General features: G+C 50.1%; 25 protein-coding genes. 5 read left to right on the plus strand and 20 right to left on the minus strand.

The window, feature by feature from the left end; genetic code table 11:
* Window positions 1–302 precede the first annotated feature (302 nt).
* From ACN0YR_RS11530 to ACN0YR_RS11540, 3 genes are all read left to right on the plus strand, one after another.
* A complete protein-coding gene (locus ACN0YR_RS11530; protein WP_417849371.1) occupies window positions 303–434 on the plus strand; it encodes a hypothetical protein in 132 nt (43 codons plus the stop codon).
* Between the two features lie 2,021 nt (window positions 435–2,455).
* Window positions 2,456–3,958, plus strand: a complete 1,503-nt coding sequence (locus ACN0YR_RS11535; RefSeq protein ID WP_417849372.1) for an ATP-binding protein — start codon at window positions 2,456–2,458, stop codon at window positions 3,956–3,958.
* A gap of 2 nt (window positions 3,959–3,960) precedes the next feature.
* Entirely contained in the window at window positions 3,961–5,994 is a 2,034-nt protein-coding gene (locus ACN0YR_RS11540; protein ID WP_417849373.1) for a Druantia anti-phage system protein DruA, read from the plus strand.
* Between the two features lie 482 nt (window positions 5,995–6,476).
* On the opposite strand, the gene ACN0YR_RS11545 is transcribed toward ACN0YR_RS11540, so the two are convergent.
* From ACN0YR_RS11545 to ACN0YR_RS11595, 11 genes are all read right to left on the minus strand, one after another.
* Window positions 6,477–8,252: an ATP-binding protein gene (locus ACN0YR_RS11545; RefSeq protein WP_417849374.1), complete on the minus strand. Its 1,776-nt coding sequence runs from the start codon at window positions 8,250–8,252 to the stop codon at window positions 6,477–6,479.
* A 101-nt stretch (window positions 8,253–8,353) separates the two neighbouring features.
* On the minus strand, window positions 8,354–8,911 hold the full coding sequence (locus tag ACN0YR_RS11550) for a sigma-70 family RNA polymerase sigma factor (RefSeq protein ID WP_417849375.1): 558 nt from the start codon (window positions 8,909–8,911) through the stop codon (window positions 8,354–8,356).
* A 289-nt stretch (window positions 8,912–9,200) separates the two neighbouring features.
* The gene (locus ACN0YR_RS11555) at window positions 9,201–9,326 is read right to left on the minus strand and encodes a hypothetical protein (RefSeq protein WP_417849376.1); all 126 of its coding nucleotides are present in this window, start codon (window positions 9,324–9,326) and stop codon (window positions 9,201–9,203) included.
* Window positions 9,316–9,726: a hypothetical protein gene (locus ACN0YR_RS11560; protein WP_417849377.1), complete on the minus strand. Its 411-nt coding sequence runs from the start codon at window positions 9,724–9,726 to the stop codon at window positions 9,316–9,318. Before ACN0YR_RS11560 ends, ACN0YR_RS11555 begins: the two co-directional genes overlap by 11 nt.
* A complete protein-coding gene (locus ACN0YR_RS11565; protein WP_417849378.1) occupies window positions 9,714–11,276 on the minus strand; it encodes a recombinase family protein in 1,563 nt (520 codons plus the stop codon). The genes ACN0YR_RS11560 and ACN0YR_RS11565 overlap by 13 nt, the downstream gene beginning before the upstream one ends.
* Window positions 11,273–11,773 carry a DUF2924 domain-containing protein gene (locus ACN0YR_RS11570; protein ID WP_417849379.1) on the minus strand — a complete coding sequence of 167 codons (501 nt, stop codon included), beginning with the start codon at window positions 11,771–11,773 and terminating at the stop codon, window positions 11,273–11,275. Before ACN0YR_RS11570 ends, ACN0YR_RS11565 begins: the two co-directional genes overlap by 4 nt.
* A 349-nt stretch (window positions 11,774–12,122) precedes the next feature.
* Window positions 12,123–12,530 carry a DUF4406 domain-containing protein gene (locus ACN0YR_RS11575; protein WP_417849380.1) on the minus strand — a complete coding sequence of 136 codons (408 nt, stop codon included), beginning with the start codon at window positions 12,528–12,530 and terminating at the stop codon, window positions 12,123–12,125.
* Window positions 12,490–12,879: a hypothetical protein gene (locus tag ACN0YR_RS11580; protein ID WP_417849381.1), complete on the minus strand. Its 390-nt coding sequence runs from the start codon at window positions 12,877–12,879 to the stop codon at window positions 12,490–12,492. The genes ACN0YR_RS11575 and ACN0YR_RS11580 overlap by 41 nt, the downstream gene beginning before the upstream one ends.
* A 28-nt stretch (window positions 12,880–12,907) precedes the next feature.
* Window positions 12,908–13,588, minus strand: coding sequence for a metallophosphoesterase (locus tag ACN0YR_RS11585; protein WP_417849382.1), 681 nt, complete (start codon window positions 13,586–13,588; stop codon window positions 12,908–12,910).
* Window positions 13,589–13,837: a hypothetical protein gene (locus ACN0YR_RS11590; protein ID WP_417849383.1), complete on the minus strand. Its 249-nt coding sequence runs from the start codon at window positions 13,835–13,837 to the stop codon at window positions 13,589–13,591.
* Window positions 13,838–13,840: 3 nt separating this feature from the next.
* Window positions 13,841–14,149: a hypothetical protein gene (locus tag ACN0YR_RS11595; protein WP_417849384.1), complete on the minus strand. Its 309-nt coding sequence runs from the start codon at window positions 14,147–14,149 to the stop codon at window positions 13,841–13,843.
* A 133-nt stretch (window positions 14,150–14,282) separates the two neighbouring features.
* Here ACN0YR_RS11595 and ACN0YR_RS11600 point away from each other — a divergent pair, with 133 nt between their 5' ends.
* Complete coding sequence (locus ACN0YR_RS11600) at window positions 14,283–14,714, plus strand: MotA/TolQ/ExbB proton channel family protein (RefSeq protein ID WP_417849385.1); 432 nt, start codon at window positions 14,283–14,285, stop codon at window positions 14,712–14,714.
* 26 nt (window positions 14,715–14,740) lie between these two features.
* On the opposite strand, the gene ACN0YR_RS11605 is transcribed toward ACN0YR_RS11600, so the two are convergent.
* From ACN0YR_RS11605 to ACN0YR_RS11640, 8 genes are all read right to left on the minus strand, one after another.
* Window positions 14,741–14,995, minus strand: a complete 255-nt coding sequence (locus tag ACN0YR_RS11605; protein ID WP_417849386.1) for a hypothetical protein — start codon at window positions 14,993–14,995, stop codon at window positions 14,741–14,743.
* Between the two features lie 106 nt (window positions 14,996–15,101).
* On the minus strand, window positions 15,102–16,781 hold the full coding sequence (locus tag ACN0YR_RS11610; protein WP_417849387.1) for a DEAD/DEAH box helicase: 1,680 nt from the start codon (window positions 16,779–16,781) through the stop codon (window positions 15,102–15,104).
* On the minus strand, window positions 16,697–17,188 hold the full coding sequence (locus ACN0YR_RS11615; protein WP_417849388.1) for a RusA family crossover junction endodeoxyribonuclease: 492 nt from the start codon (window positions 17,186–17,188) through the stop codon (window positions 16,697–16,699). The genes ACN0YR_RS11610 and ACN0YR_RS11615 overlap by 85 nt, the downstream gene beginning before the upstream one ends.
* A complete protein-coding gene (locus ACN0YR_RS11620) occupies window positions 17,185–17,673 on the minus strand; it encodes a DUF669 domain-containing protein (RefSeq protein WP_417849389.1) in 489 nt (162 codons plus the stop codon). The genes ACN0YR_RS11615 and ACN0YR_RS11620 overlap by 4 nt, the downstream gene beginning before the upstream one ends.
* 194 nt (window positions 17,674–17,867) lie before the next feature.
* Window positions 17,868–18,653, minus strand: a complete 786-nt coding sequence (locus tag ACN0YR_RS11625) for an ATP-binding protein (RefSeq protein ID WP_417849390.1) — start codon at window positions 18,651–18,653, stop codon at window positions 17,868–17,870.
* Window positions 18,654–18,760: 107 nt separating this feature from the next.
* Window positions 18,761–19,360, minus strand: coding sequence for a sigma-70 family RNA polymerase sigma factor (locus tag ACN0YR_RS11630; RefSeq protein WP_417849391.1), 600 nt, complete (start codon window positions 19,358–19,360; stop codon window positions 18,761–18,763).
* A gap of 178 nt (window positions 19,361–19,538) precedes the next feature.
* The gene (locus ACN0YR_RS11635) at window positions 19,539–20,483 is read right to left on the minus strand and encodes a hypothetical protein (protein WP_417849392.1); all 945 of its coding nucleotides are present in this window, start codon (window positions 20,481–20,483) and stop codon (window positions 19,539–19,541) included.
* Complete coding sequence (locus ACN0YR_RS11640) at window positions 20,476–21,639, minus strand: hypothetical protein (protein ID WP_417849393.1); 1,164 nt, start codon at window positions 21,637–21,639, stop codon at window positions 20,476–20,478. Before ACN0YR_RS11640 ends, ACN0YR_RS11635 begins: the two co-directional genes overlap by 8 nt.
* Window positions 21,640–22,303: 664 nt before the next feature.
* On the opposite strand from ACN0YR_RS11640, the gene ACN0YR_RS11645 reads away from it, so the two are divergent.
* Window positions 22,304–22,684, plus strand: coding sequence for a dATP/dGTP diphosphohydrolase domain-containing protein (locus tag ACN0YR_RS11645; RefSeq protein WP_417849394.1), 381 nt, complete (start codon window positions 22,304–22,306; stop codon window positions 22,682–22,684).
* A 5-nt stretch (window positions 22,685–22,689) separates the two neighbouring features.
* On the opposite strand, the gene ACN0YR_RS11650 is transcribed toward ACN0YR_RS11645, so the two are convergent.
* Complete coding sequence (locus tag ACN0YR_RS11650) at window positions 22,690–23,301, minus strand: hypothetical protein (RefSeq protein WP_417849395.1); 612 nt, start codon at window positions 23,299–23,301, stop codon at window positions 22,690–22,692.
* Between the last annotated feature and the right edge of the window lie 18 nt (window positions 23,302–23,319).

Consider the following 23,319-nt stretch of genomic DNA (forward strand, 5'->3'; position numbering starts at 1 on the left):
AAGTCATCAAGTTGAATGGACGCAACTTTCGTCGTGTTAGATAAGTGCACTTGAAGATTGAGAGCACGAAGCGGTCGTGAGGACGATACGGCAAGCGATAGCTGACGATCAAGCAATGCGGACACAGAGGGACCTGAACCGATTAACTTGATTTCGCAAAGAGGGGGGCCGCCGTCGGCGTTTGCAACGTCGATGACTTCAAACAACAACTCGTCGATTCGCTTACCGTTTTCCAATGCACTTACACGATAGCTTCCAGTATTGTTAGTACAAATCTCGTAGCTACCAGCAGGCCCAATTTCATGGATCGACTTAAGCGAGTCGTCGCGAATCGTTTGAAGCTGCGTCTTATTGTCGCTCGACAGGTCTTCTGGTATATGGAGTGCAACGAAGTCCCCAAGTGCAAGTTTGATGGGCGTACCAACTTCAAGTGAAGGCGGAAATAGCCATCGCCAGGACTCCTGCTTCGTCGTCGAAATGCCTTGACTTTTAAGCCACTCCTGGGTTTCATTGTGGCTTGTGTCAACGCGGACCACTTGAGTGGGCGAGCAACTCCCCAAGATTTGTGCACCTTCCGGGAGCGAATTCGCGACCGTAGCGTTTTCAACTAGAATCCAAGCAACCGAATTACGAGGTACGAAGGCACGGAGCCTTTGGATTCCCAAAGCATGCTCCTCATCTGGCTCGAATACCAGCGGTAGACTTGTTTTAAATGAAACTTCACGCAACCATTTGTTTGTAGACTCACCTTTAAACGCCATAGACTCTTCAGGTTTAAAGAATCGAGCCTCGCCTGACAAAGCGAGAACCTTACGAGGACTGACTTGAAAGGGAGTCGAATACAGAAGTTGGCTTAGTGTAAGGTATGGTTGCTCCCTCATTCCCCAAGGTTGCGGTCGCCACCGACTATTACGAATAGACGGTTCTAACTCGCGCCGAACTGGCAGTGTCGGTGGGGGAATTGTTGCCTCAAGTACAAATGTCCCCTGTGCATTCATGCGCAGTTGGAAACGTCCATAGCATGGTTTTGCCTCAGCTTCATCTGATTCTGGACGGATGAGGTTTGTTCGACTTGGCATCCCAGCCTTATTCTGCCGTCCTAGAATTTTCTGCCGCCGCATTGCGTCGCGCAGAGCACGTCGTGAGGCACTATCTCTCAAGATGTCTTGACGAATCCTATCTCGTGTTGAGTTAATTAAGAACTCGGACTGAGTCGGGTGCCCCAATAAATCGCGTGTGAGATCAACTGCTATGGATCCTGTAGCTAACCAACTAGCGTATCGCTGAGACCAGAAGTCGACTCGTGTATTAAGTAGAAGCGACTGCAGTTCTTCGTCAGAAAGGTTCCGAACATTTCGGCTTAGTCTCCCCAATGAATCCGCGAATGGTAGCCGCATGTCAAGTGGGAGTGCCGCGTTCGCTATCGGCCATGCGATGTGGCAGAAACTCTCAGCCCAAACTGTCTCTGGCTTTTTGACGCAGTTGTATTCTTCATGGCACAGTTGGAAGTACGAACTTATCTTGTGTCGCTCGTCGTGGCTGAAGTCAATCCCAAGCCTTTGCTCGAGTAGTGGCCAAAAATCAGTGCCGTTCCCCTCATATTCGTAGCCAGTTTCGGTCGCAATCACCAAGAGTGGTAGAAAAGCCTGCCTCCACCACGAGTTCTCTAGCGTGTGTTTGCAGAGTTCCTGCCTTACAGAAACCACTAATGCTGCAATTTCCGACTTAGAGAAAGTGTGTTCAATAAGGTAAACAGGACGCCCACTCGCTGATCGACTGTTTCGTAGTTCTGAAAACTCCGCATGCAACCAGCAATGGAGTTCTTCCACGCTTTGACCGTGCGGTGGCAGGGCGTTTGCGATCACGTTTTCCCCTCAATCCTCAACAGAAACTGTGATTGTACTAGCTTCTACAGAAAAACTCATCCTTGAGGAATGATAAGGGAGAGAGAACATGTCGTCGCAATCGAAGTTTTTCGTTTGAAGCGATAAGCCATTTCAAAGATCCCTTTGCTTTCGGGAGAAGGATAAGATGAGGGGTTAATACCAGGGTCCCCCCTCCTCGAGCGATCTCCCCTCAGAAAGGAGAGAAGGTTTTAAAACGACTTCCAGAGAAACTCTTGGTCATGGATGGACCAGATCTACCACCATCCAAGGAAGTTTTCAAAGGCAAAAAGACTACGCCTCCCTGTTCCAAAAAGAATCTTGACAGGTTTCCACCTGGCCATTTGTGTACTGGCCAATAAGCCTAAGCGATTATTCCTCAAACGTCTCCATTGTTGACTTTTTTTGGTTCGTTTGCACATACTGTCAGTCGGATTCACTGTCCTCCCATCACTCAACAATGTCGCCGTAAAGTGTTTTTGCAGAATGACTTCCGGTTTTCACCAGAAGTGAGGTAGACTCACCACGGTCGTGTCTATTCACATAAATGCCAGGAAGGAGTTTTCAGGAACATGACAACACCACTTGTCAATGAACAGAGGTTCATCGAGGCAACCCGTGACACGGGATATCGTTCTACCTCAACGGCAATTGCAGAGTTAGTTGACAACGCAATTCAAGCCGGGGCTTCCATAGTCCGAATCTTTACAGACCAAACTGGAGTGGGTGTTGACCGCGAGATTTCGATCGCAGTACTCGACAATGGAACGGGTATGGATACTTTGACATTGTCGATGGCGATGCAATTTGCAGGCAGCACTAGATTCAATGATCGATCAGGACTTGGACGATTTGGAATGGGACTTCCCAACAGTTCGGTGAGTCAGGCGAGACGAGTCGATGTTTACTCATGGCAAGACCGCGGCAAGGTCAACCATACATACTTGGACGTCGACGAAATCATCAAGGGCGATCTTCGTTCAGTCCCTTTTCCCAGGCGAAAGCCGTTACCAAACTGGGCAGACAAGCACGTTCGCAAGCGGACAGGAACGCTCGTTGCTTGGAGTCGATGTGATCGACTCGACAACCGAAAGGCTACTACTATTGCTGACAAACTGCATCGCTCACTCGGGCAAAAGTTTCGGTACTACCTCTGGGATGGAAACAAGATTTACATCAACGACACTTTGGTTGCGCCGTTCGACCCGATGTATTTCCGTGTGAGAACTGGACTGGAATCTGCAAGGCCGTTTGGAGGAACGCTCACACTCGAGTTTCGTGTTCCCGCTGACCCCCACAGAACGTCATCCGTGGAAGTGCGTTTTGCAGAACTGCCAATTGATGCTTGGTATGATCTTCCGTTGGAAACTCGTCGTGAATTGGGAATAACCAAGGGAGCGGGTGTGTCCGTCGTTCGATCTGGCCGTGAAATTGATCATGGCTGGTATTTTATGGGAACAAAAAGAAAAGAAAACTACGACGATTGGTGGAGGTGCGAGGTTCGTTTCGAACCTGAATTGGATGAACTTTTTGGAGTCACACATAGCAAACAAGAGATTAACCCATGCAATCTACTTCGCTTCGAGTTGAGTCAGCATCTTGAGGGTATCGCGCAAAGCTTGAATTCCAGAGTCCGAATGGCATTCGCAGCAGTTAAGAAGAAAGCTGATCGACCTCCCACTGAGGCGGAGTCGGTTGCAGAGAAACGCGAGCAAAAGTTGCCTGCATTGTCGATCCCCTTGAAATCCAATCAGAAGTTGGGAAGTCACTCTTTCTCATCAAAGCGGCTGAAGTATCGACTCGACTTCGAGTCACTGAACACTCCTGATCTGTATGTATGGAGCATCAGAAAAGATGGTACTCTGAGTATTACCGTCAATCAGAATCATGCATTCTGTGAACAATTGTTTGGAACGTTGAAAGAAGCAGAGCATTGTGTCATTCGTCATCGGCTCGAATGCCTGTTCTTGGCATTGGCTCGCGCCGAACTTGCTTGCACCGACGAAACTACCGCTGACATTCGTTTTTTTCGAAGAACGTTTGGCAATCTGCTTGCTACCTACCTGGGAGACTGACCATGTCCAAGACCAGCAGCATCTCAGGACGCATGTCTCCGCGGTTTAGTCGGAGCCGTAAAGCATGGCGACTCTTCACCGGATTCATTCAAAGCCTTATGGATGCCGATCCATTGAGTCCTGATGCTGACGGATTAGTGGAACGGGTCCGAAAAGAAGCGGGATTAGTTGAGATATCGCCTGAATTCGATGCAATGATGAAAGTCGCTGTTTCCGTCATTGCAGACCTCAGACTGCAAGGTTGGTCATTTGTAGTGGAGAAAAAGTCTGTTGGGTTGATCCGACCAACGACACATATTGACCCAGAACTCGAACGACATAGAGTTCGTCAGATGCACTCCGTAAACCGTAATGCACAATTGATCAAAGAGTCAGTGCGCGACTTCGTTCGAGGATTGGAGAGAAAACGGATTGGTCCGGCGGGATGGGTGTCGATCTTTTCCCTGATGAGAGATGGTCGAGAGCTTGGAGAGAAGTTACGGCCGCTGACGAAAATGGCGTCGAATGATGAACGAATCGCGCACCTTCAGACAGTCATCGAACCATATTTGCAGGTTGTTGCCAACGGCGTCAAATGTGAACATACCGGGATTCCCCTTGCAGATATTTGGCGTTACTTTCGGCATACCTGGAGCAACGAGTATCAAACAGTGCCTGGCCGTAATTTGATGTTACTAGTGCGGGATGCTGCCGTTGAACACCACCCAGTTATTGGAATTGCAGCTGTCACCAGTCCTGTCGTGCACCTCCAGATTCGAGATGAGTGGATCGGATGGACTTCACAGCAATTTACGAATCAACTGCGAGAGAATCCGACGACTGTATGGGCAAAATGGATTGAAAGCCAACTTGAGAATTTAACAAGCGATATTTTTATTGACGACTTGATTGAAGATGGAATTGTTGCAAAACCTGAATTAGTCATGCCAACAGAGGAAACATTGGCAGCGCTCGAAGAGGAGTCGGTTAGAGCAAGAGAACGTCATCGCTTGCACCCCGAGAAAAACATCCACAAGAATCCCAAAAAGCAGACTTCCGACGAGGAATGGTTGACTCGTGCCAAGACAGATCTCTTTCGCTCAAAGCGATGTTCGGCGCTCGCATCTCTTCTCCGTGCCAGGCTTCGCTTAAAGAATGCAGGATTTTCGCAACCTACCTCCGCATGCTTGCTAAAGGCTTTGTCGAGCAGTGAGGGCAGGTTAGCGATTGATACGATCAGAAAGCAGGTTAAGGCGATTCACATTGGCAACGATGTTCTCGATATCTCCGTATGTGGTGCAATTGCACCTTACTCCGAATTGGTTGGCGGCAAACTCGTGGCAATGCTGTTAGCGAGCCCGGAACTGGTGAAATTTTACGCCCATAAGTACGGCAAGGCCGCAAGCATTATCGCTTCGTCAATGGCTGGTCGGCGACTCACTCGAAAACCAAAACTAACTGCACTGACTACTACCAGTTTGTACGGAAGTGAGCCAAACCAATACACCAGAATCAAGATTCCCTCAACACAAGTTGGTGATGAAGGCGATGGACAAATCAAGTACTCTAGACTCGGATTAACGCGAGGGCAGGGTTCGTATCACTTCTCAGCAGCCACTGTCGATGCAATTGAGATATTACTGAGTCAATTGTCCGACAATCGAAGCGTTAACAGCATTTTTGGTGAAGGGGTCAATCCACGACTTCGCAAGATTCGAACAGGGCTGGACGTATGTGGATTCCCATCCGACGAAGTTCTAACCCATGGTGCGCCTAGAATCGTTTATGGCGTGGCTCTGACTGACAATCTAAGAGATGTATTGCTAGCGCGAGTGAAAAGACCTCGATATTTGTTCTCACACAATCGATCCGAGGAAACCACACAAGCAATTGCCACTTATTGGATGCGTCGCTGGCTCTTGAGGCGTGCCCAACGATCAGACATCGTTGATCGAGTTGTCGAACACACATTGGTTAGTCCCGTTCAACATGGAGCCCGTGTTACGCTTCCACGGATCTTCGATGAAGAGCCTCTTTTTTTTCACTCTGAGCAGTGACGTTACTCAATTAGTCGTCCCTGAAAAAGTTGTATTAGGGGATTTTATTTGTTTCTGTACTTGGGCGGCGACTCACTTTTTATTTGGAGCGGGGTACGGTGATGAATTCAGACTGCTTGAACGGGATTGGGTAAGCTTTTTTGCGCCCAAATTCCTCCTGAAATCATGCGCCTGAGCCAGAAATCGAGCGCACGCGAGAACGCGCGCAGCAGTTTCTGAATATTTGAATCGGCTGCTGCCAAGACAGCGTTGCTGGCATCCCCTGCCAAACCTTTCAGGTAACAACGCCGCATCCGTGTTCCAAATTGCAAGCTTTCGAGTTCCGACGGTCTATTTCCTTGCAATTTTAAACAATCATAAACTCACTTTCACCCCAGTTTCCATGCAACAATGGTATATATTCAGGGACGACCAATTAGGACTGCCAGCATTTTAAATGCTGGCAGTCCCTTGAGTTAATTTTCGGTAAGGGGGCAAAGAAATCAGGGGTTGACTTCTTCCTCTTCCATCTCAGCTGACTTTTCGTCTTCTGATTCTCCCGAACCGTCCAGCACTGCAAGCACATCTGTAAATCGCTGGGAGAGAAAGATGCGCCCCGCCTTGTAGAATGATTCCTGCTCAGATTCTGCGTCAAGTTCTGCTTCGGCGATAACGAACATTGCTGCCTCAAGTTTCGAGCATAATCCTGCGACCTGACGTGCTGGCTCATACACGTCATCATAGAATCTATGGCGTGTATTGATCACCAGTCTATATTGCCCTCCCATCCTCTCACCACGGAACACAGGGCCATCCGGTATACCCTCAAACGCAACCTTGTATGGCTCTTGCACTGTCTGTTCGACAATTCGTTCTTTAGCCTGTTCAACGGGTTCTCCCGTAATATCGGATTGTTTTCTCGCTTCGTGATCGAGTTGTTCTTCAGCTCGCTTTTTCTTCTGAGGTGATGACGTTGCCGAACGAGGCTTCCGCCTCTGTGCCTCTTTCATCGCCTCTTCACTGGCTCTCTTTTTCTCGCGATTCTCAAGCGCTGTCTTCACTTGGCTGCGGGACTTTTTCATCGCCGCTCGCAAATCCTTGATCAAATCTTTGAGTCCCTTGTTCTCAAGATGTCCGAGCATACTTTCGCTGAAAACAACTTGTTGTTTATGAGTCGTTATTCCGAAGTACTCATCGAGAACTGGATCAAAGTCAATCTCGATTGCAAAGAACCGGTCGAAGTTTACGAAAGTCGTCCAAGGGAGTCGCGTAACGCAGTCGATCTGCCTACCAGCACGGCAAACCAGTATGCCATTTAGATCTTTCATGATCGCATATCGGGCATTATGATTGGAGGAATTCAGCGGTCCATCTGGGGCTTTCAAATGAAAGTTGTAGGGGAACGCGGCGCCTCGAATCCGAACAACGCCGGTTTGTCCTTCCTTTCCTACTAACTCAAACTCGATTGACTCGACTGATTCGGCCATTATCACTGTTTCTTCGTACCATCTTGCATTTGGGTCCAGGAATAATGGGTCTACGGGCAGAACTCGGTCACCACCCACTTTGATGTCGATCTGTGGCATCAGTTTCCTGTAAATCACCCCTACGTGCTCTTTCATATTGTTAACGAACGATCGGGTTGTCTTGAACCCACTGCTTAGACGATCAAGCGTCTCGATCACGATGATGGTGCCCGAGACAAATGAAGTAACATCGAGATGTGCGGTAACGTACCTAGGTGGGGTCTTCTTTCGGACCACCACGTGGTATCGCTCTTGCCCAACTGCAGCACTTGCAACCTCGTCAATATCCACTCTCACTGCATGCCAATCGCCATCGGGAGTCTTTGAGTAGACGGTGTATGCTCGGCCGATGCTTACACATGCGCTCGGCAGGCCGAATCCATATCGTCCAAAGCCATTACGGTCGTCATGGCGGTGAGTGCCCCCCCATTTTACTGCAAGTCGGATCATGTCTGGTTCCATGCCATGTCCGTTGTCAGCAACTATCACATAATCCGGTTTGGCCTTACTCTTATTTCCGGAGCCATAGGCGAGGAACACGTCGACCATATTCGCATTTGCCTGCACAGCATTATCCACGAGTTCGTCAATCGCCGTGTAGGTAGATTTGTAACCCAAGTCACGGATGCTCTGAACGAAAGCTTCGGGAACAACAAGGCTAAACGCTTCTTCGTGAATTCGCTGCTCTACAACAAACGTGTGCTGGCGTTGCAGATCGTCCTCGATTCCTGGAATGATTGGGGTTGTACTCATCGATTTCTCCTTTTTGTGAGCCTCTTTTTGGACTCGTGAGAAACTGGAACCTGTGAAAATTACTGTGGAGTGATGGTCCCGGGATCACTTCACAGTGTAAGTTACGTGTTCAAAAAATGCCGTCCGCGGGCGAGTAAATCGGAGTGGATTTGGCTCACACGAGCAGGGCTGAGTGACAATTCGTCTGAAACTTCACCCAAAGTGCATCCTTCCCAATATATTAGGCGAAGGATTTGGTGATCCCTGACTTCGAGTTTCTTGAGCCAAGTGTCCAAGTCTAAAGTACCGTCCAGGCAAGAACCGTCCTCGGTAACCGCATGACAAAGATCAGTTGGACAGCAAAATTGAACACATGTAGCCGAAGCGGAATTGCGGCGACGGAGTTCAGAAATCATGCGATTCTGAACGGCGCGGTGAGCGTACGCCTCAAAGTTATGGTGTGTTGAGCAATCAAATGTCGACGAACATTCCCAGAGGGCAATTAGACCAATCTGTTTGTAGTCTTCAAAATCAACCGACGACATCTTGGATGCTTTTGCGCATATGAGAGGCATCCATTGATCTACGAACCTACGGGCTTGATGTTCGAATTGTGAGTGGAATACCGCGGCAGTGCGGTTAGTTTTACAGCAGATAGGATGGTGCGCAGAAGCAAACATTGGGATCTCCAGAGTGAATCAGGCTTTGACAACTGATACAGTTGCCAGGTAATGGCCAATCGGAGATCCGTCGAAGTGATAGGTTCAACCTTCTTCTTGGGCCACTATTTGGACCCGTGTCTGGCGAAACCCCGTCGGCGTCATATTCATATAGTCGCAGCAAACAGAAAAACATTCAATGAAAAACATGTTTTTGACAAAAAAACATGTGCCCCTCTGTATTAACCTTCTCAGCCACTCCTTACCTTCAGGGCTTTCAAACCCGATTCACCAGGCCGACGATGGTCTTTTATGCGAGCGCATTCTTCTCGGTCAGAAACGCATTGTCGTCGCGGACACCGATCTCGCTTCGCAGCACAAGTTGCTCTGGCGTAAGACATTCCTGCAGGCATTGAAGGAAGGATTTAATTTTCATTAGTTGCCTGCACACAACCTTTCCACAACTTCCGCTGCTTCCGCCAGTCCGGTACCCATGCGATTGGCTGTAATTGTCGCAGGTGGATCGAGTCGCGACCACTGGTTGCACGCGATAGATGCAGAATTTCTTCCTGGATGTCGGGGGCCAGCATCAGTAGGTTCATGATCTGCGAAATCCGGGCACGGGAGACGTGACCGAGGCGGGCGAGTTCCGCGAAGTTGGCCACCGTGCCGTTTCGAACGAGTCCTTCGAATCTTATCGCAAGGGCCATCAACTTCGTGACACGTGGCAACCTGGGCGGAACGGTGCCGTTTGGTGCGGCTCCGTCCTGAAACTCTTTCTTGGTTTTACGTCCTCGCGTGAAATGGACCTTGGTGGTCACGGTCAGTTCTTGCATGGTTCTTCCTCAGTCTGGAATTCTTGTTGGAACATCTTGATGCCATCGGGATGAAAGGTGACCGAAATAGTCCCCGCTTCCCCGTCGTAGTTGACACGTTCAATGAGCAGTTGCAGGACGTGTGTCTTCTCTCGCGTCGTCAATGATTCCCAGACAGGTTCGAAGTCCCGCAGGGAGTCGGCCACATCCTGTTCGGTGAAGGCTGTCGCTTCGATCCTTTGATGTTCTTCCCGGATCGCAGTCAGCCGCTGCTCACCAGTTCGGATTTGCTCATGCAAGTCCGCTAGCAGTCCCATCTCTGGATTTGGTCGGCTGGAAATGTGGCTGAGGAGTGCGGTCTTCGTTTCCAAGTCATGTTCGATGCCTTTCTTCTCCTCTGCCATCTGCTCGACCTGGGCTTGCGACTGCTTGCGTATGGCGTTAATCGTCTCGGTCATTAGCGAAGCATTGATGCCGACCCCTCGGATCTGGTTGACAACATATTGCTCCATTTCCTGCGCTGGTACCGATTTCGATGTGCAGGTATGCCAGCCTCGTTTCTGTGCATACATGCAGACGTAGTAGCGGTATCGCTTCGCACCTTTGGACGTGTAGGTGTGGATCATTCCACAGTCGCAGGAAGAACAATGCAGCAGGCCTTTGAGCAGTGCTCCGTATTTATTGCGGGTCTGGCTGCCGCCGTTGCGATAATTGTTCTTGAGCGTTCTCTGGACATTCTCGAATAGTTCTGCATCGACGATGGCTTCATGTTGACCTTCATAGGTCTCATCGCGGTAGCGAACTTTGCCGAGATAGATCACGTTCGTCAGCAGGTTGTAGAGCGAGTTCCGATCGAACGGACGGCCACCGCGTTGCTTCCCTTTCTTCGTGGTCCAACTCTTGGTTTTCCATCCGAGCCGCGTCAGTTCCTTGACCGTTTCCAGCAGGGATTCCATTTGGAGATACGTTTCAAAGATTCGGCGGACATGCACCGATTCTCTGCGATTGACCACCAATCGTGATGCACCCCGATCGATGTCGTATCCCAGGACAGGGGCTCCACCGACATATTTCCCTTTACGACGTGCGGCAGCCATCTTGTCTCGTGTTCTTTCGCTAATGATCTCCCGTTCAAATTGTGCGAATGAAAGGAGCACGTTCAGCATCAACCTTCCCATGGAGGTCGTCGTGTTGAACTGCTGCGTGACGGAAACAAATGAGACGCCAGATCGATCAAACGTCTCCATGATCTTGGTGAAGTCGAGCAGCGAGCGTGATAGCCGGTCGACTTTGTAAACCACCACGATGTCGACTTTCCCGGCTTCAATATCTGTCATCAGCCGTTTCAACGCAGGCCGATCCATATTCCCGCCGGTGAACCCGCCATCATCGTATCGCGTGGTGCTGCAGTCCCAGCCTTCTTCGGTCTGGCTGAGAATGTAGTTTTCGCCAGACTCACGCTGGGCATCGAGAGTGTTGAATTCCTGCTCAAGCCCTTCCTCTGTCGATTTGCGGGTGTAGATCGCGCAGCGCAGTCTTCGTGGCTTCTTCGATTTGTCGTGGCGGCTCATTTGCTGCCTCCTTTCTTTTCAATGCGGAAGAAGAGATATCCGCTGGTGTGAGTTCCGGTGATCGCGTTTGCGACGGCGCTGAGCGATTTGTAGATCTCGCCTTCCCATTCAAAGCCATTCGAATGGACAGTGACCTGGTACGTTTGGCCTTTGTACTCGCGGGTCAAGATTGCACCGGGAAGTGGCAGGCGACTATCTCCGGAAAAGGAAACAGCCGCCGTTTTCACGGCGGCTGTCGATGGTGTGGTTGGTGCTTTCTGCGGTGGCGCTTTTATTCGTAGGTCCGCATCATTGGCAATCTCCGCAGCCCGTTGCCGAGCCCGTTCGCTCAGGTCTCCTTCCTGGTTGGCCTGTATTCGCCAAATGATGCGTTTGATGAGCCATTGACGATGGTTCGAGCGGCATTGCTCGTCGAACACTTCCTCGTATTTCTCCTTCAATTCCTTCGTTGTCATCCGCTTCAACGCAGCCAGTTCTCTGGTGACGTTCATCCACATGCTATGCCTCCTCTTGATGGTGATCAGATTGGGCTGATCTCACAATCGTCAACCCGTGGGCACAGTGAGCCGAGTTAACGCACGCGACTCAAGGCATGTCGCGGATAAATTCTCAGCTTTTGCTGTATAGCCGCATTTCATGCTCAGCTTCTGCCGCCGCAGAAACCCGGTAGCGAAGATCTCCGCAATCTCCGTCACGCGTTCATTAGGTTCATCACCACTTTGAGCTATCTTGTCTCGCATCAACCTTCCCCTGCTGAGCAGCGGCAGCAGAGATGGCAACGGTGACAATCCTCACAGCCACGACTGACTGCTTCACATTCGGTGCAATGAATCGGTTTTGATTCCTTCATGGTGATTCCTGTTGATTGGAGTAATGGTCGACCAGCGACGCGACGCAGTCGGCTGGATTGGCAGATCGGGGTCGAATGACTGGAATGCCGACAGCGTCAGCGAATTGTGTCTCTCGGGTTGCGCCACTGGAAAATCCGGGAACGCGCAGTACGGCGTCACAGTGAGCCAGCAACTGGCGGTCATATGCAAGCCATGTCTCGTATTTCTTGGGTGATACGAGATGCCAGGCGAGCGTCAGGTGTGGGATGAGCGGCGTGAATCCAGCATCCAACATGGCATCTGCGATCTTGATCACCGCATGGGTGTTCTCAACTGGATCTGGTTGCGTGTAAGCAGCAGCGATGTAAATTAAGGACTGAAGCTCAATTCCCGTTTGCCGTGGCTGGCTTGGGCGAGACTGCATTTGTGTGAGAGTCGCGATCATCTTGTGATCCCTTGAAGAGACGTTGAACAATGGGGCCGTAGTAGGCATCACGAGCCAGGAGATAACGGGCTCGCATCACTTTCAATGCATCCCGATCGACCGGGTTGTGAACGTGCGGGTGTATGACTTCGAACTTTTCAGGGAGCACATCGTCTGAAACAAATCCCCAGGGACGAACCTTGATCGCATCGTCAACGCCACCACCAGAGAATGGAATGATCGGGCTGTATTCGACGGAGAGATCGACTATCTCTAACAGTTCGGGAGTGATTCCTTCTTTGGCCAGTTCATCGCCGACAAAGCGTTTTAGGACATTGAGTAAACTCAAAAGCAAATCTCCAAAGAACAAAAAACGGTTACCGGCTGCGCAGGAGCCACGGTTCGAAGTAGGCCTGTTTCCCGTTGAGTACGACTCCGCAACCAAGAATCGGTTTGTGTGCGAACTTGCGTCCGTAATCGAATTGCAGCTTATTGACATCAATGCCACAGCCGACTGACATACCAAAGACCCGAAACTCTGGATTGGCCCACCAGCGAACGCCGGCTTGACCGTGATAATGGCCAATGACCGTGGAGCGGAAGTTGTCTTTCGCTTGCCGAAAAGCAGCATCCTGACCACCGCGTCCACAGTCACCATGCAGGTAGTTCACACCATCGATCTGTAATTTGGAAAATCGGGGATGGACCGTCCAATCGACGTCCCACATGTCGGCGTAGTCTTTGAGTAGATCTGGAGGTAGTCCGGCCGTAATCGCTTGCCGTTCGCTCAACGCATCATGGTTACCGATCATCCAGTCCGCTTTGGGAAACGCTCTCGTTAACGTGGCGACTTGTTTTTTCGCACGTTCATATTCGAGAGTCGCATTCCGCAGTGCCGGACTTTTCTCGTGATAGGAAATCGACGCCCAATCGACGAGATCGCCGATATGAACCACGCGGTTAATGTCATAGTTGTCGGCAATCCGCTGCAGAAACCGGACGTAGCCGGTTTTCATACCTGGTGCGTGTGTGTCGCCAATGACCAAGACGCGAGCCATTCACTCTCCTTCCATTTGAGACTGTTGTTCCGCACGCAGACGTTTGACGATTGCCAGGTCTCCCGGCCGATTTCGATACCAGTAAGATTCGGGGATATTGTGAATCTTTCGGACACCTTCTGAGACCATGACCCGTTCCTCTTCTGTTTGAGGAAGATTAAAACGGAGGTGATCACCACGATGCGGTTCGCAGAAATGAGGATCACCTTCGAAACGGAGCAGTGACCCACACGTAGGACATTCGAGCATGAATTAGCCGTCCAGTTCTTGAAGCATCTCGTTGACAACCTGACGACGAACTTTTTCCGTCGCTTCGATAAGATCAAACAGTTCGCCAATCGGGGAATGAGGCGAGCGACACAAGCAGAAGAACTCCCAGCGCGGGACACCGTTCGCATCGAGAAACACAAGACGCAATGCGTTCTGAAAACGCTCAACTCGTAATGCGCCGTGATCCAAGAGAGCAATAAAGCAGTTACGTCGAAAACCTCGCCGCCAGCGAAGCTTTCCCCGTTCGGTCGCCTGAATCAGACAAGCCAGCATGAATTCAATCTTGAGCATAGAGTTCCTTACAGGTTCGAGAAGATCGGTTGGCGGAATCGCCAACCGGTGTGTTAGAAATTGCAAATCAGCCTGCTGCGAATTAGACTGATGACCCGTCGACTGCACAGACTTCTATGACTAGGACCTTGACATGTCCCCTGAGATCACTACCGTTCAGCAGCAGACCTATCTGGCATGGATGATCCAATCGCTCGGCGGGCCGTGTTTAATGCTGCTACTGATGTCCAGCTTCCTGAGCATCATTGTGTCGCTGGTGATTGTGGTACGCGGGAAAGGTCCAATGGCAACGGCGGCGTTGTTGCTGGTCGTTCACTCACCATTTTGGGTAGGACTCTTCTTTGCGATTACTGGTGGAATCAATTCATTCCGCGTCATTGCGACAAGTCCGGTCAGCCCCAAACCTTCCGAGTTGGCCGAAGGTATATCGACAGCTTTGTTTAGTCCTCTGGCAGGATTGTTGCTTATGGTACCGGGTTACCTGATCGCCGGACTTGGTTCGTTCATTCGCTCGATGAAAGATCGTGATTCCGTGATAGAGGAAAGTCACATTGACAATCTATAATAAAATTAAGGTGAGCCCGGTCTCTGTCAGAGAATGCGTCCAAGCAAACTGGTTTTCATCGCCTCAATCGCCTGGCAGGTAATCAGGTGTTCTTCGATCAAGGCATGGTCGTGCGGACCGGCCATTTCGGCGTCTGCGACCTCAAGCGTCTCGGCGAGGACGCTCAATCCCTCAACCGCTTTGTAGTAAGCCTCGCGGATTTCCTGCGCCCGGTCTGCATCCATGTTACGGAAAATATCTCTGAGGTCTTGTTCGCGAGTTTTCTTGTTCTGGTCTGTCATGGTTGTTTCCGTGTTGAAGAGTTGCTTTGCTATGACACATGAAGCCATGAATTCGGAGAGACATCAAGCGCTGTCCGCCAGTATTCACGAGTAATCTGGAAGCTGTTTAAAACGGCACGTCACTGAGATCGACCGGTTCCCATGCAGGGTTTGGTTCTGGTTTCGGTCCAATTTCGTAACCGACGATCTTGTCGTACTTTTCTCCCACGACAGAGCGAATCTTCAGAGACTCACAAAATGCCAACGCACCTGCATTGGCGAGGTCGACGGCCTCCTTTGCTGTCTTCGGCGCTGGATCATCACTCCGCTCGCTCCACCAGCTTTCCGCTTTGCGGCGTGCCCAACCGGTGTGCTCCAGGCAGACCCATTCACTGACCCAGTAATCGAGTCCTAATCGGTAATCGATTCGAAATGTTTTCGGTGCATCTTCGGGAGCGTTCTTCTTGGTATGCACGCTGTAATTGATGTCACGGACTTCGAAGTCTCGATCAACCACTTGACCAGTGAGAATTCCTTCTTCACTCGCCGATGCGTCATGTTCAGTTCGTTCGGGATCGGGAAATTCGTAACCACATTGCGGACAGAGTTTGTAAGCGGTGGCAACGAGGGCTCGACATTCAGGACATTCCTTGGCGGGAGCGAGTCCGTCACTAGCAGGTTGTTTTTCTTCAATTCGAATCGCATCAACTGGTCCATGACGTAATACGTTGCCACCGTAATCAAGAACAAGACAGTTCTCTTTTCCTGGTGAGAGCCTGAACCCACGTCCGACCATCTGGTAATAAAGACCAGGCGACATCGTCGGTCTGAGTAGCACCACGCAGTCCACGTTTGGTGCATCGAACCCAGTGGTCAACACATTCACATTGCAGAGATATTTGAGTGTAGGCTTTTGAAACAGTCCGCGCTGTTCATTACGAAACCGTGACAGAACTTCTTTTCGTTCCTGATCTGAGGTTTCGCCACAGACAAAGCCACATTCGACGCCATGCTGATCTTGTAAGACTCGCTGAACGTGCTGACCATGCGCCACACCTGATGCAAAAACCAAGACTGACTTCCGATCCTTCGTCAGTTCCATGATCTCGGCACAGGCTTCTTCAACCAGTGAATCCTCATCCATCACCGCTTCGACTTCGCTGGCGATGAATTCACCAGCACGGACATGGAGTTCATCGGTTTGTGCTTTGGCGACTCCAGCCTTCGTGACCAATGGCGAGAGATAACCTTGAGCGATCAGTTCTTTAATGCCAACTTCATAACAGACTCCATTGAGAAAGTGGTCGTCACGACAAATCGGTCCTGCATCCAACCGAAATGCAGTGGCCGTGAATCCAACAACGCGTATCTCGGGATTGATGACTTTTGCGTCGGACAGAAAACTGCGATACATCCCTTCGCCATCGGCAGGGATCAAATGACACTCATCGACCAAGATCAAATCAAACGCATCAAGTTCACAGGCACGTTTATAAACCGATTGTATACTCGCCACGATGACGGAATGTGATGTGTCTCTCCGTTTCAGTCCTGCGGAATAAACGCCGACATTGAGATCGGGAGCGATCTGACGAATCTTTTCGACTGATTGTTCCAACAGTTCTTTGACATGTGCCAGGATCAGAACACGTCCGTTCCAGGTCTGGACCGCATCCCGGCAAATTGTCGCCATCGCTGGTGTCTTCCCGCCACCTGTTGGGATCACGACGACCGGGTTGGTTTCTTTTTCCCGGAGGTGCGAGTAGACCGAGTCGATGGCTGATTGTTGGTAGGAACGGAGTTGCATGGCTCTCGTGGTTGAATACTGATTTCGGCACGCCCTTCACCATCCGGTGCATGCATTTCGATGACAGCCCGTTTGATCTGGCTGTCGTCTGCGTAAACTCCAGCGTGCTGCAGTGAATCCCAGATTCCTTTTTGAAAGTTGTCGAAATCTCTCCTTCGACGATCTGGAGGGAACAGGTCCAATTGGACTTCAAGGTGACCTTGAAGAGGCTGTCCGACCCGCCTCGCGAGGAGTGAGCAGACGCGTTTGCGATACTCACGACCTTCGCGGCTGAGGAGTGTGCGATAGCCAACATGCCGGTAGTACCGGTTCACACTCGGCGGGAACGGCAGCACAAAATGCAGATTGGCTACCTTTGCTGATCTGTGCGGGAAAGACAGAGCGCTGTCTCCAGATTCAGCCATCATGAGGTCCGCTTCCAAGGTGGAACGGACCCGTTCGTCTCCGCAGCGGCGGAAGACGGAGCAGAGTTCGGGGTCGAGACGGGAGTTTGAGCATCCCGTCGCTTGTACCCCTTCACCTCATTGGTGAGTTCATTGGTATCTGCACGTTTCTTGCAGACCACCTTGACCAGTAACGGCAGGTCGTGCAGTTCGTAAGAATCCTTCGGCTGCAACACGTTGACCGCTCGGCAGATTGATGAGAGAGTTCCCTTGGCGATCTTGACCGCGGTTTCATTGGAATTATTGAGATTCAATCGATCCCAAACCTTGCGTCCCTGGCAAGGACCTTCAATGACATCCAACTCGAGTTCGAGATACGAACCGTCTCCCGCTTTGGTTGGTTTCATTTCTGAGGATGAGATCACACAGAGGTAATCCCCATTTGGGAGTGGATCGAACGAGTCGTTTGGTTCAACAGTGTTCGCATCGAAGCCATGTAGGTCGACCATAAAATTCTCCTGAAAGCTAATTGATGATTTAAAAACGCAGACAGACCGGGAGCGCAGACGCTTCTAAGATGCACGGCCGACGAGCGATCGCGTCATTTAAAGAGAAGTGTGTGTACGCTGTTTCGTGGGACTGGCTTCCGTAGAAGTCGCCTGGTCCCGGTCATCCGCGGTGAACATGTCAGCACGGGGAACGGCTAAAGTGTTGAGCCAGTTGCTTTGACCTGCATGCTGAGATGTTCTGCGTACGCTGCAAAACTGAGTGGAAGTTCATCCGGCAGATCGAGACGATTCTTCGCGACATGGGCAGGACGTTCAGTCGTCCGCAAGATGCGATCTCCTGCGCCAAGGCCTCGTGTTCGAGTCTTATCGAACCCTTCATCGGTCTGCTTGGTATGCACCTTGTATGTTGCAAACAATACTTCGTCGCACCATTCTTGGATCAGCGCTGAAGCGTGTTTATTCAACCTCGGTGAATACCGGTCGTAAGGATCGGTTTCGGGATTCTCGAAGCGCTCAATCTTGGCGTGAGCAATCAAGATCACCATCATGTCACGCTCTTTACGCAGAGCCGTTAGTCCATCCAGAACTTCCCGCCATGGTTCGAGGGCATACGTATATCCCTTGGCGAACCCGTAATCCTCAATCGAGGTGACATCACGACCACGTTCCGTTGTTGGTCTTCGCCGAACAACTTCTTTCCAGATCAGTTGTTCCAGCCAGTCCGCTGAATCGATGACAACTGTCTGGAATTCATGCTGCTCAGAATAGAGGGCTAACAGAGAATTCATGACATCGTCAAATGACTCCGCCAACGGAAAACGGGAGGCTTCAACATTGGCCATTCCATCTTCGGTCTGAATAAAGACCGGCTGGGGTGCCATCGCACCGAAACTCGTTTTTCCCACCCCATGCACTCCATATACCAGAACACGACGGGGTGCTTGAGATCGTCCGGATTCAATGGTTTGTAATAGACTCATGATGGACCTCAGTGTTGAAAGTGTTTTCTCAATTCCTCTATTACTAGGCTTTGAGATTGAGAGCGATTCGGGCGGGATATTTCTGCTAATTTTCTGAAATTAGTGCCTCACTCGACATCGTTGAGTTTCATTTGCAGACGAGACCGGAGATCACGTAACGTTCGACGGGGAATGCCATGCAGGTCTGCGACCTCAGCTTGAGGTAATTCCGAAAGTTCGCTCAGCAACTTCCGCTCTTCGTCAGTCAACTGTTCGAGCAGATCCTCGACTTCGATGCGAAGTTCAGTGAACTGCAATTCATCGAGTCCATAATTTCCGGTCACGGCAGAGAGTCGATCTGTTCCAATCTGAGATGCCAGTGTGACATCATTACCTTCACCATCAGTCACCAGTACATCGAGTGAGCAGATGTCATTTCCCTGTTGGTGTTTGAGTGTCCGTCGACGCCGTAAACACATCGCTGCCTGACGTTCCACAACTGTGGCGACAAATGATTTCCAGTCCCCAACAGTCGGATCAAAATTTGGAACGGCATTCCAGACAGCCAGCTTGAAATCCTGTTCAAGATCAGGCTGATCTGATTTTCTTAGTGAAGTATGACCGACCATTCTTCGAGCTTTTTGGCGGATAAATCTCGCAGTGAACCCTTTCGTCAGTTCATGGTCAATGTCGATGTTTTTAAGCGCGTGGTTGGTGGGCTGTGTCATGAAAAGCTCCGATCTGAAGTGAGTGGAGCAGCACTGCTTGTACTGCGAACAGCCTCCACCGAAATTGCAGATCCTGAAACTTTTCCTTAACCCCTTTGTTGTAAGTGACCTTCCTATTGAGACTTAAAAAACGAAAAAATGAATTGCAGTTGCAGATTTCAAAACAAACTGCAATTTCCTACCCATATCTCAACACACCCTCGAGATCATCCGCGAGATTCCAAAGCAATTTTAACTGTGTTGCTTCATCGTCATTCAATGAACGGCTCACCCGCGATTCGGAGATACCCAGCCTGTGTGCCAGCTGCTTTTGAGTCGGTCGTGGAAGCAAGGCTGGAATGCCCGTTGAATCCCGACTGTAAAATGCATGATCGCGAGCTGCGCGAAGATGTTGTTTCAACTCTGCAATCAAAGCTTCGATGTCGACAGCCCGTGTTTGACGTTTGGGCGTCGCTGGTTTCTTTATCGGAGACTGAGCAACAACTCTAAGATTGAGAAGTTCCTCCAAACGGTCTTCATCCCAGTCAGGCTCACCCTGCTCCCAATAAGTAATTTCGCGCAGAGAACTACAAACGACACCAGCAGGAATCCCATTCCGAGGACTTCGCCACGGAGAAATGAGCAATGAATTTGGTGGTAGGTGAGCCTCAAGCAGGGGCTGGGCATCTCGTCGACACATTCCGATTCCGAGCCAGACGGTCCACGTATTGTCAGTTCTCTGCCAACGACCGAGTCGCCACAATCGATCTGGTACGATGTCTCCCTGTCGACCATTGATTGGAAGTGATTCTCGAATCCATGTTCGCATTGCGAACTGATCGACCTGCCATCTTCTGAGCGAATCGATCGGGATTTCGTATAATCCACATTCCGGGCACGAGAAAAGAACTCTGGAATTACCACGTGACGGCTCAGTCACAATGACATCTCGATCATATCCTTCAGCACACTCTAAACATCTGAGATTTATAGCAGGAGGTAATTCTCGCAGAAGCTTCCGATTCAGCAATTGTTCAAGTTGTCCCGCAGGCCATCGAGGCGTCATCCAGCCTTGGACTTCAAGAGATCGTGCATCGAACGCGTGCAAGATGGTGTCCCAACCATCCTGGTGAAGATCAATCATTTGAGATTCTCCACATCCGTAAATGGCGACGCGCGATTTCGATACGTTCTTCGGGATGGTTCCGGAGATTGCAGGTGTTGGGAGCTGAGATATTAATCGTCATGGAACCACGACGACGATTTGCGGTTCGACGAAACAGAAACCTTAAGGTTGCGGACGAAATTTGCACATCTTCGAGTGGAACTTCGTCTTCATTGAGGCATTCATCGACCATGCGAAACACATCGTCTGAAGTTGAGGTTGATTCCAGAACGATACGTCGACTGCCACCTGGGAGATCGAGTCTTAATTTTTTCAACTCGACATGGACATCATCAGTCGGAAGTGTTTCCAACTGAAAGTCTCGATCCTTGAGTCGATTCAGGTGATACACTTGTCGTGGGATTCGGGGGCCGAGTTGTGTATCCAAAATCATCCAGGCAAAGGCGTTTTCAAGTGGTCTGCGAAGCTTGGTCGGAACAACTGCTGACATTTCGAGCGTCCCGGTCGGTTGGTGAAACGCATAGACAATCTCAAAAGTCTGGCGAACGGAGCGGGCCTGAAGATCTCCCTGGTCATCATGCATCGTGACCGTCCGTACGAAATCATCTGGATAACAACAGAAGTAGTCCATCCCGTTTTCACGTTGAAAATATTCCACAGTGCAATGCTGTCCACGTCCCTGTTCCTTGACGAGCAAGCGTGAGATTTCAGATCCCAAGCTCTCCAGTGCATGTTGGTCGGTGCGCGGCGCAGTGGTGGGCAGGTCATCCCGCTTTCGCCAATGACCTTGATGTTCGATTTGATGGTAAACGAGCCCTTTCTCAAAGACATCAGGAGCATCTAGCCAGACACGCATTGTGCGGTGATAAAGATTTCCGGTCGACAACGTTCTGTCAAGAAGTACGGACTCTCCCAACTCGGTGGCTGCTTCGCGTAATGCTTGTTGACCACGATCACAGGCCAGGTCGAAGACATTTCGAAGAACGTCTTCCACAAATTCTCTGGTTTCTGATGGCCAGAGCCGCAAGAGATTGACCAGATGCTCCGCTTGACGTTGGCCCATGCGAGTCCAGTCAATGCTGTAACAGGGAACCGGGAGTTGAGTAAAAAAACGTTGCAAAAGTTCGTTTGGAACTTGGCGTAATACAGAAGGGAGTGAAAAATGACGAGCCATCGGTCTCCTCTTTTCTTTCAATTGAGATCGGGTTCGCCTTCCATGGATGAGCGCGCAGCAGTCCCGCTGCCAGATAAAAGATTGTGGTGAGGATCAGGCGACTTTCCGCACAGCGAACCGCTGCTCAAGAACACCTGAAACGCACTGAATTCACAGATTAATTAATGGTCAGGTTTCAGCTTGCTGTGCTGGAGACAGCGTTTGATTGCAGACGCTGTTGGTGCATGAACGTTATCGTCATGGCAACATTCCTCATTTCAGTTGTTGACTCCTACAGCGGTCAACATGCGGCCGGACCCCGCCGGAAATGGTACGTGTGAACACTTTCTTGCCTGCAATCCTTAGCCCGACATTGGAAAGTCACATACCACAATAGTAGGTGACAAGTGTTCACTTATATTAGTTTAGCTCACCGAAATGGAAGTGTCAAAGGATTTCACCTGTGGCGCTCAAATTAGTGAAACGTCTGAACATGTTGTGTGAACAGGACATCCGCCAATGTGTCAGTTTAAGTGATAACAAAATTCAAAAATCGCTCCGCCCAAGTCATCGCAAATTGCAAAGCCTAACAATAGGGGGCGTACGCGCTCAGTGTTCATTTCAATTTCATGTTTATCTAAAAAGTACCTCTGATCTTGTGACTGATTCAGAATATCCACGACTTATGAATTCAATGGAATCGGATCAAAATCCTAAAGATCGAATTGGCTCTACGAAACCACCACTACACCTGATTCCACCTGCTGCTGAGATTCTGGAATCAGTCGTCATGGGACTCGGTGCCAAGAAATACGGAGCATATAACTGGAGATCCTCCAAAGTCCGCACGACTGTCTATATCGCTGCCGCCAAACGACATTTAGCACAATGGCTCGATGGCCAGGATGATGATCCGGAAAGCGGCGTCTCGCATTTAGCACATGCGAGGGCCTGTCTCGGAGTCCTGTTAGATGCCATTGCCAATGAAAATGTCATTGATGATCGTCCACTCAAAGGTGCCGCTTCTGCATTGATTCAGAAGCATACGCAGACGACACACAAGTGATCGACCTAGTTGCTGCGGGGGATTTCAATGGTACGGGGATTTAGTTTTTCATGTCCGTGTCGGATGATAATCCGCGCATTCTGGCAACGATCATGTGACTCCACGATTGTCTGCATTGCAAGCCATAGCTGCTCGGCATCATGACCAAAGAAATAGAGCACTGTGTCATTCGGACCTTCCCACCAGGAACGCAGTTCTCCAATCTCATCGATCGCGTCCTCCATTTCCGAAATCATGTCATTAATATCTGAATCATCGTAGACCTCGTCGGGAAGTGTGGTGCCGTCGAGGACGATGGCTAAGCATTCCGCGACTCCGAACTCCAAAGTTTGAATCTCGTTATTACTGGAGTAGCGCAGTAATGAACCAATTGGAGCACCACGAGATTCCAAGACATCGACGATGACAGGTAGACCACATTCTAGATCTTTGAGCCGAATTTCAATATCGACACTTTCGATTCCATAGGTGTCGGACATCGATGAGCCGCCGCCACAAGTTTCTCCCAAGCTCTCTTCCTCGAGGACTTTGTCCAGTGGATCTTCATAACGATCGCCTCGATCCAGAGGCATGATGTATTCCCATAGTGTTGCAGTCACAAAGTGTTTGTCAGGCATTTATGAATTCTTCAATGG

It is taken from the genome of Thalassoglobus sp. (assembly GCF_048270125.1).
Taxonomy (GTDB): Bacteria; Planctomycetota; Planctomycetia; order Planctomycetales; family Planctomycetaceae; genus Thalassoglobus.

Bases quoted from the DNA above. Each gene is read 5' to 3' on its own strand.
- ACN0YR_RS11560 (WP_417849377.1), bottom strand. From the start codon at position 9,726: ATGCAAGAACTGACCGTGACCACCAAGGTCCATTTCACGCGAGGACGT.
- ACN0YR_RS11575 (WP_417849380.1), bottom strand. From the start codon at position 12,530: ATGCAGTCTCGCCCAAGCCAGCCACGGCAAACGGGAATTGAGCTTCAG.
- ACN0YR_RS11585 (WP_417849382.1), bottom strand. From the start codon at position 13,588: ATGGCTCGCGTCTTGGTCATTGGCGACACACACGCACCAGGTATGAAA.
- ACN0YR_RS11565 (WP_417849378.1), bottom strand. From the start codon at position 11,276: ATGAGCCGCCACGACAAATCGAAGAAGCCACGAAGACTGCGCTGCGCG.
- ACN0YR_RS11610 (WP_417849387.1), bottom strand. From the start codon at position 16,781: ATGCAACTCCGTTCCTACCAACAATCAGCCATCGACTCGGTCTACTCG.
- ACN0YR_RS11625 (WP_417849390.1), bottom strand. From the start codon at position 18,653: ATGAGTCTATTACAAACCATTGAATCCGGACGATCTCAAGCACCCCGT.
- ACN0YR_RS11570 (WP_417849379.1), bottom strand. From the start codon at position 11,773: ATGTGGATGAACGTCACCAGAGAACTGGCTGCGTTGAAGCGGATGACA.
- ACN0YR_RS11590 (WP_417849383.1), bottom strand. From the start codon at position 13,837: ATGCTCGAATGTCCTACGTGTGGGTCACTGCTCCGTTTCGAAGGTGAT.
- ACN0YR_RS11600 (WP_417849385.1), top strand. From the start codon at position 14,283: ATGTCCCCTGAGATCACTACCGTTCAGCAGCAGACCTATCTGGCATGG.
- ACN0YR_RS11605 (WP_417849386.1), bottom strand. From the start codon at position 14,995: ATGACAGACCAGAACAAGAAAACTCGCGAACAAGACCTCAGAGATATT.
- ACN0YR_RS11555 (WP_417849376.1), bottom strand. From the start codon at position 9,326: ATGAAAATTAAATCCTTCCTTCAATGCCTGCAGGAATGTCTTACGCCA.
- ACN0YR_RS11545 (WP_417849374.1), bottom strand. From the start codon at position 8,252: ATGAGTACAACCCCAATCATTCCAGGAATCGAGGACGATCTGCAACGC.
- ACN0YR_RS11540 (WP_417849373.1), top strand. From the start codon at position 3,961: ATGTCCAAGACCAGCAGCATCTCAGGACGCATGTCTCCGCGGTTTAGT.
- ACN0YR_RS11630 (WP_417849391.1), bottom strand. From the start codon at position 19,360: ATGACACAGCCCACCAACCACGCGCTTAAAAACATCGACATTGACCAT.
- ACN0YR_RS11650 (WP_417849395.1), bottom strand. From the start codon at position 23,301: ATGCCTGACAAACACTTTGTGACTGCAACACTATGGGAATACATCATG.
- ACN0YR_RS11530 (WP_417849371.1), top strand. From the start codon at position 303: ATGGATCGACTTAAGCGAGTCGTCGCGAATCGTTTGAAGCTGCGTCTT.
- ACN0YR_RS11595 (WP_417849384.1), bottom strand. From the start codon at position 14,149: ATGCTCAAGATTGAATTCATGCTGGCTTGTCTGATTCAGGCGACCGAA.
- ACN0YR_RS11635 (WP_417849392.1), bottom strand. From the start codon at position 20,483: ATGATTGATCTTCACCAGGATGGTTGGGACACCATCTTGCACGCGTTC.
- ACN0YR_RS11615 (WP_417849388.1), bottom strand. From the start codon at position 17,188: ATGATGGCTGAATCTGGAGACAGCGCTCTGTCTTTCCCGCACAGATCA.
- ACN0YR_RS11640 (WP_417849393.1), bottom strand. From the start codon at position 21,639: ATGGCTCGTCATTTTTCACTCCCTTCTGTATTACGCCAAGTTCCAAAC.
- ACN0YR_RS11645 (WP_417849394.1), top strand. From the start codon at position 22,304: ATGAATTCAATGGAATCGGATCAAAATCCTAAAGATCGAATTGGCTCT.
- ACN0YR_RS11550 (WP_417849375.1), bottom strand. From the start codon at position 8,911: ATGTTTGCTTCTGCGCACCATCCTATCTGCTGTAAAACTAACCGCACT.
- ACN0YR_RS11535 (WP_417849372.1), top strand. From the start codon at position 2,456: ATGACAACACCACTTGTCAATGAACAGAGGTTCATCGAGGCAACCCGT.
- ACN0YR_RS11620 (WP_417849389.1), bottom strand. From the start codon at position 17,673: ATGGTCGACCTACATGGCTTCGATGCGAACACTGTTGAACCAAACGAC.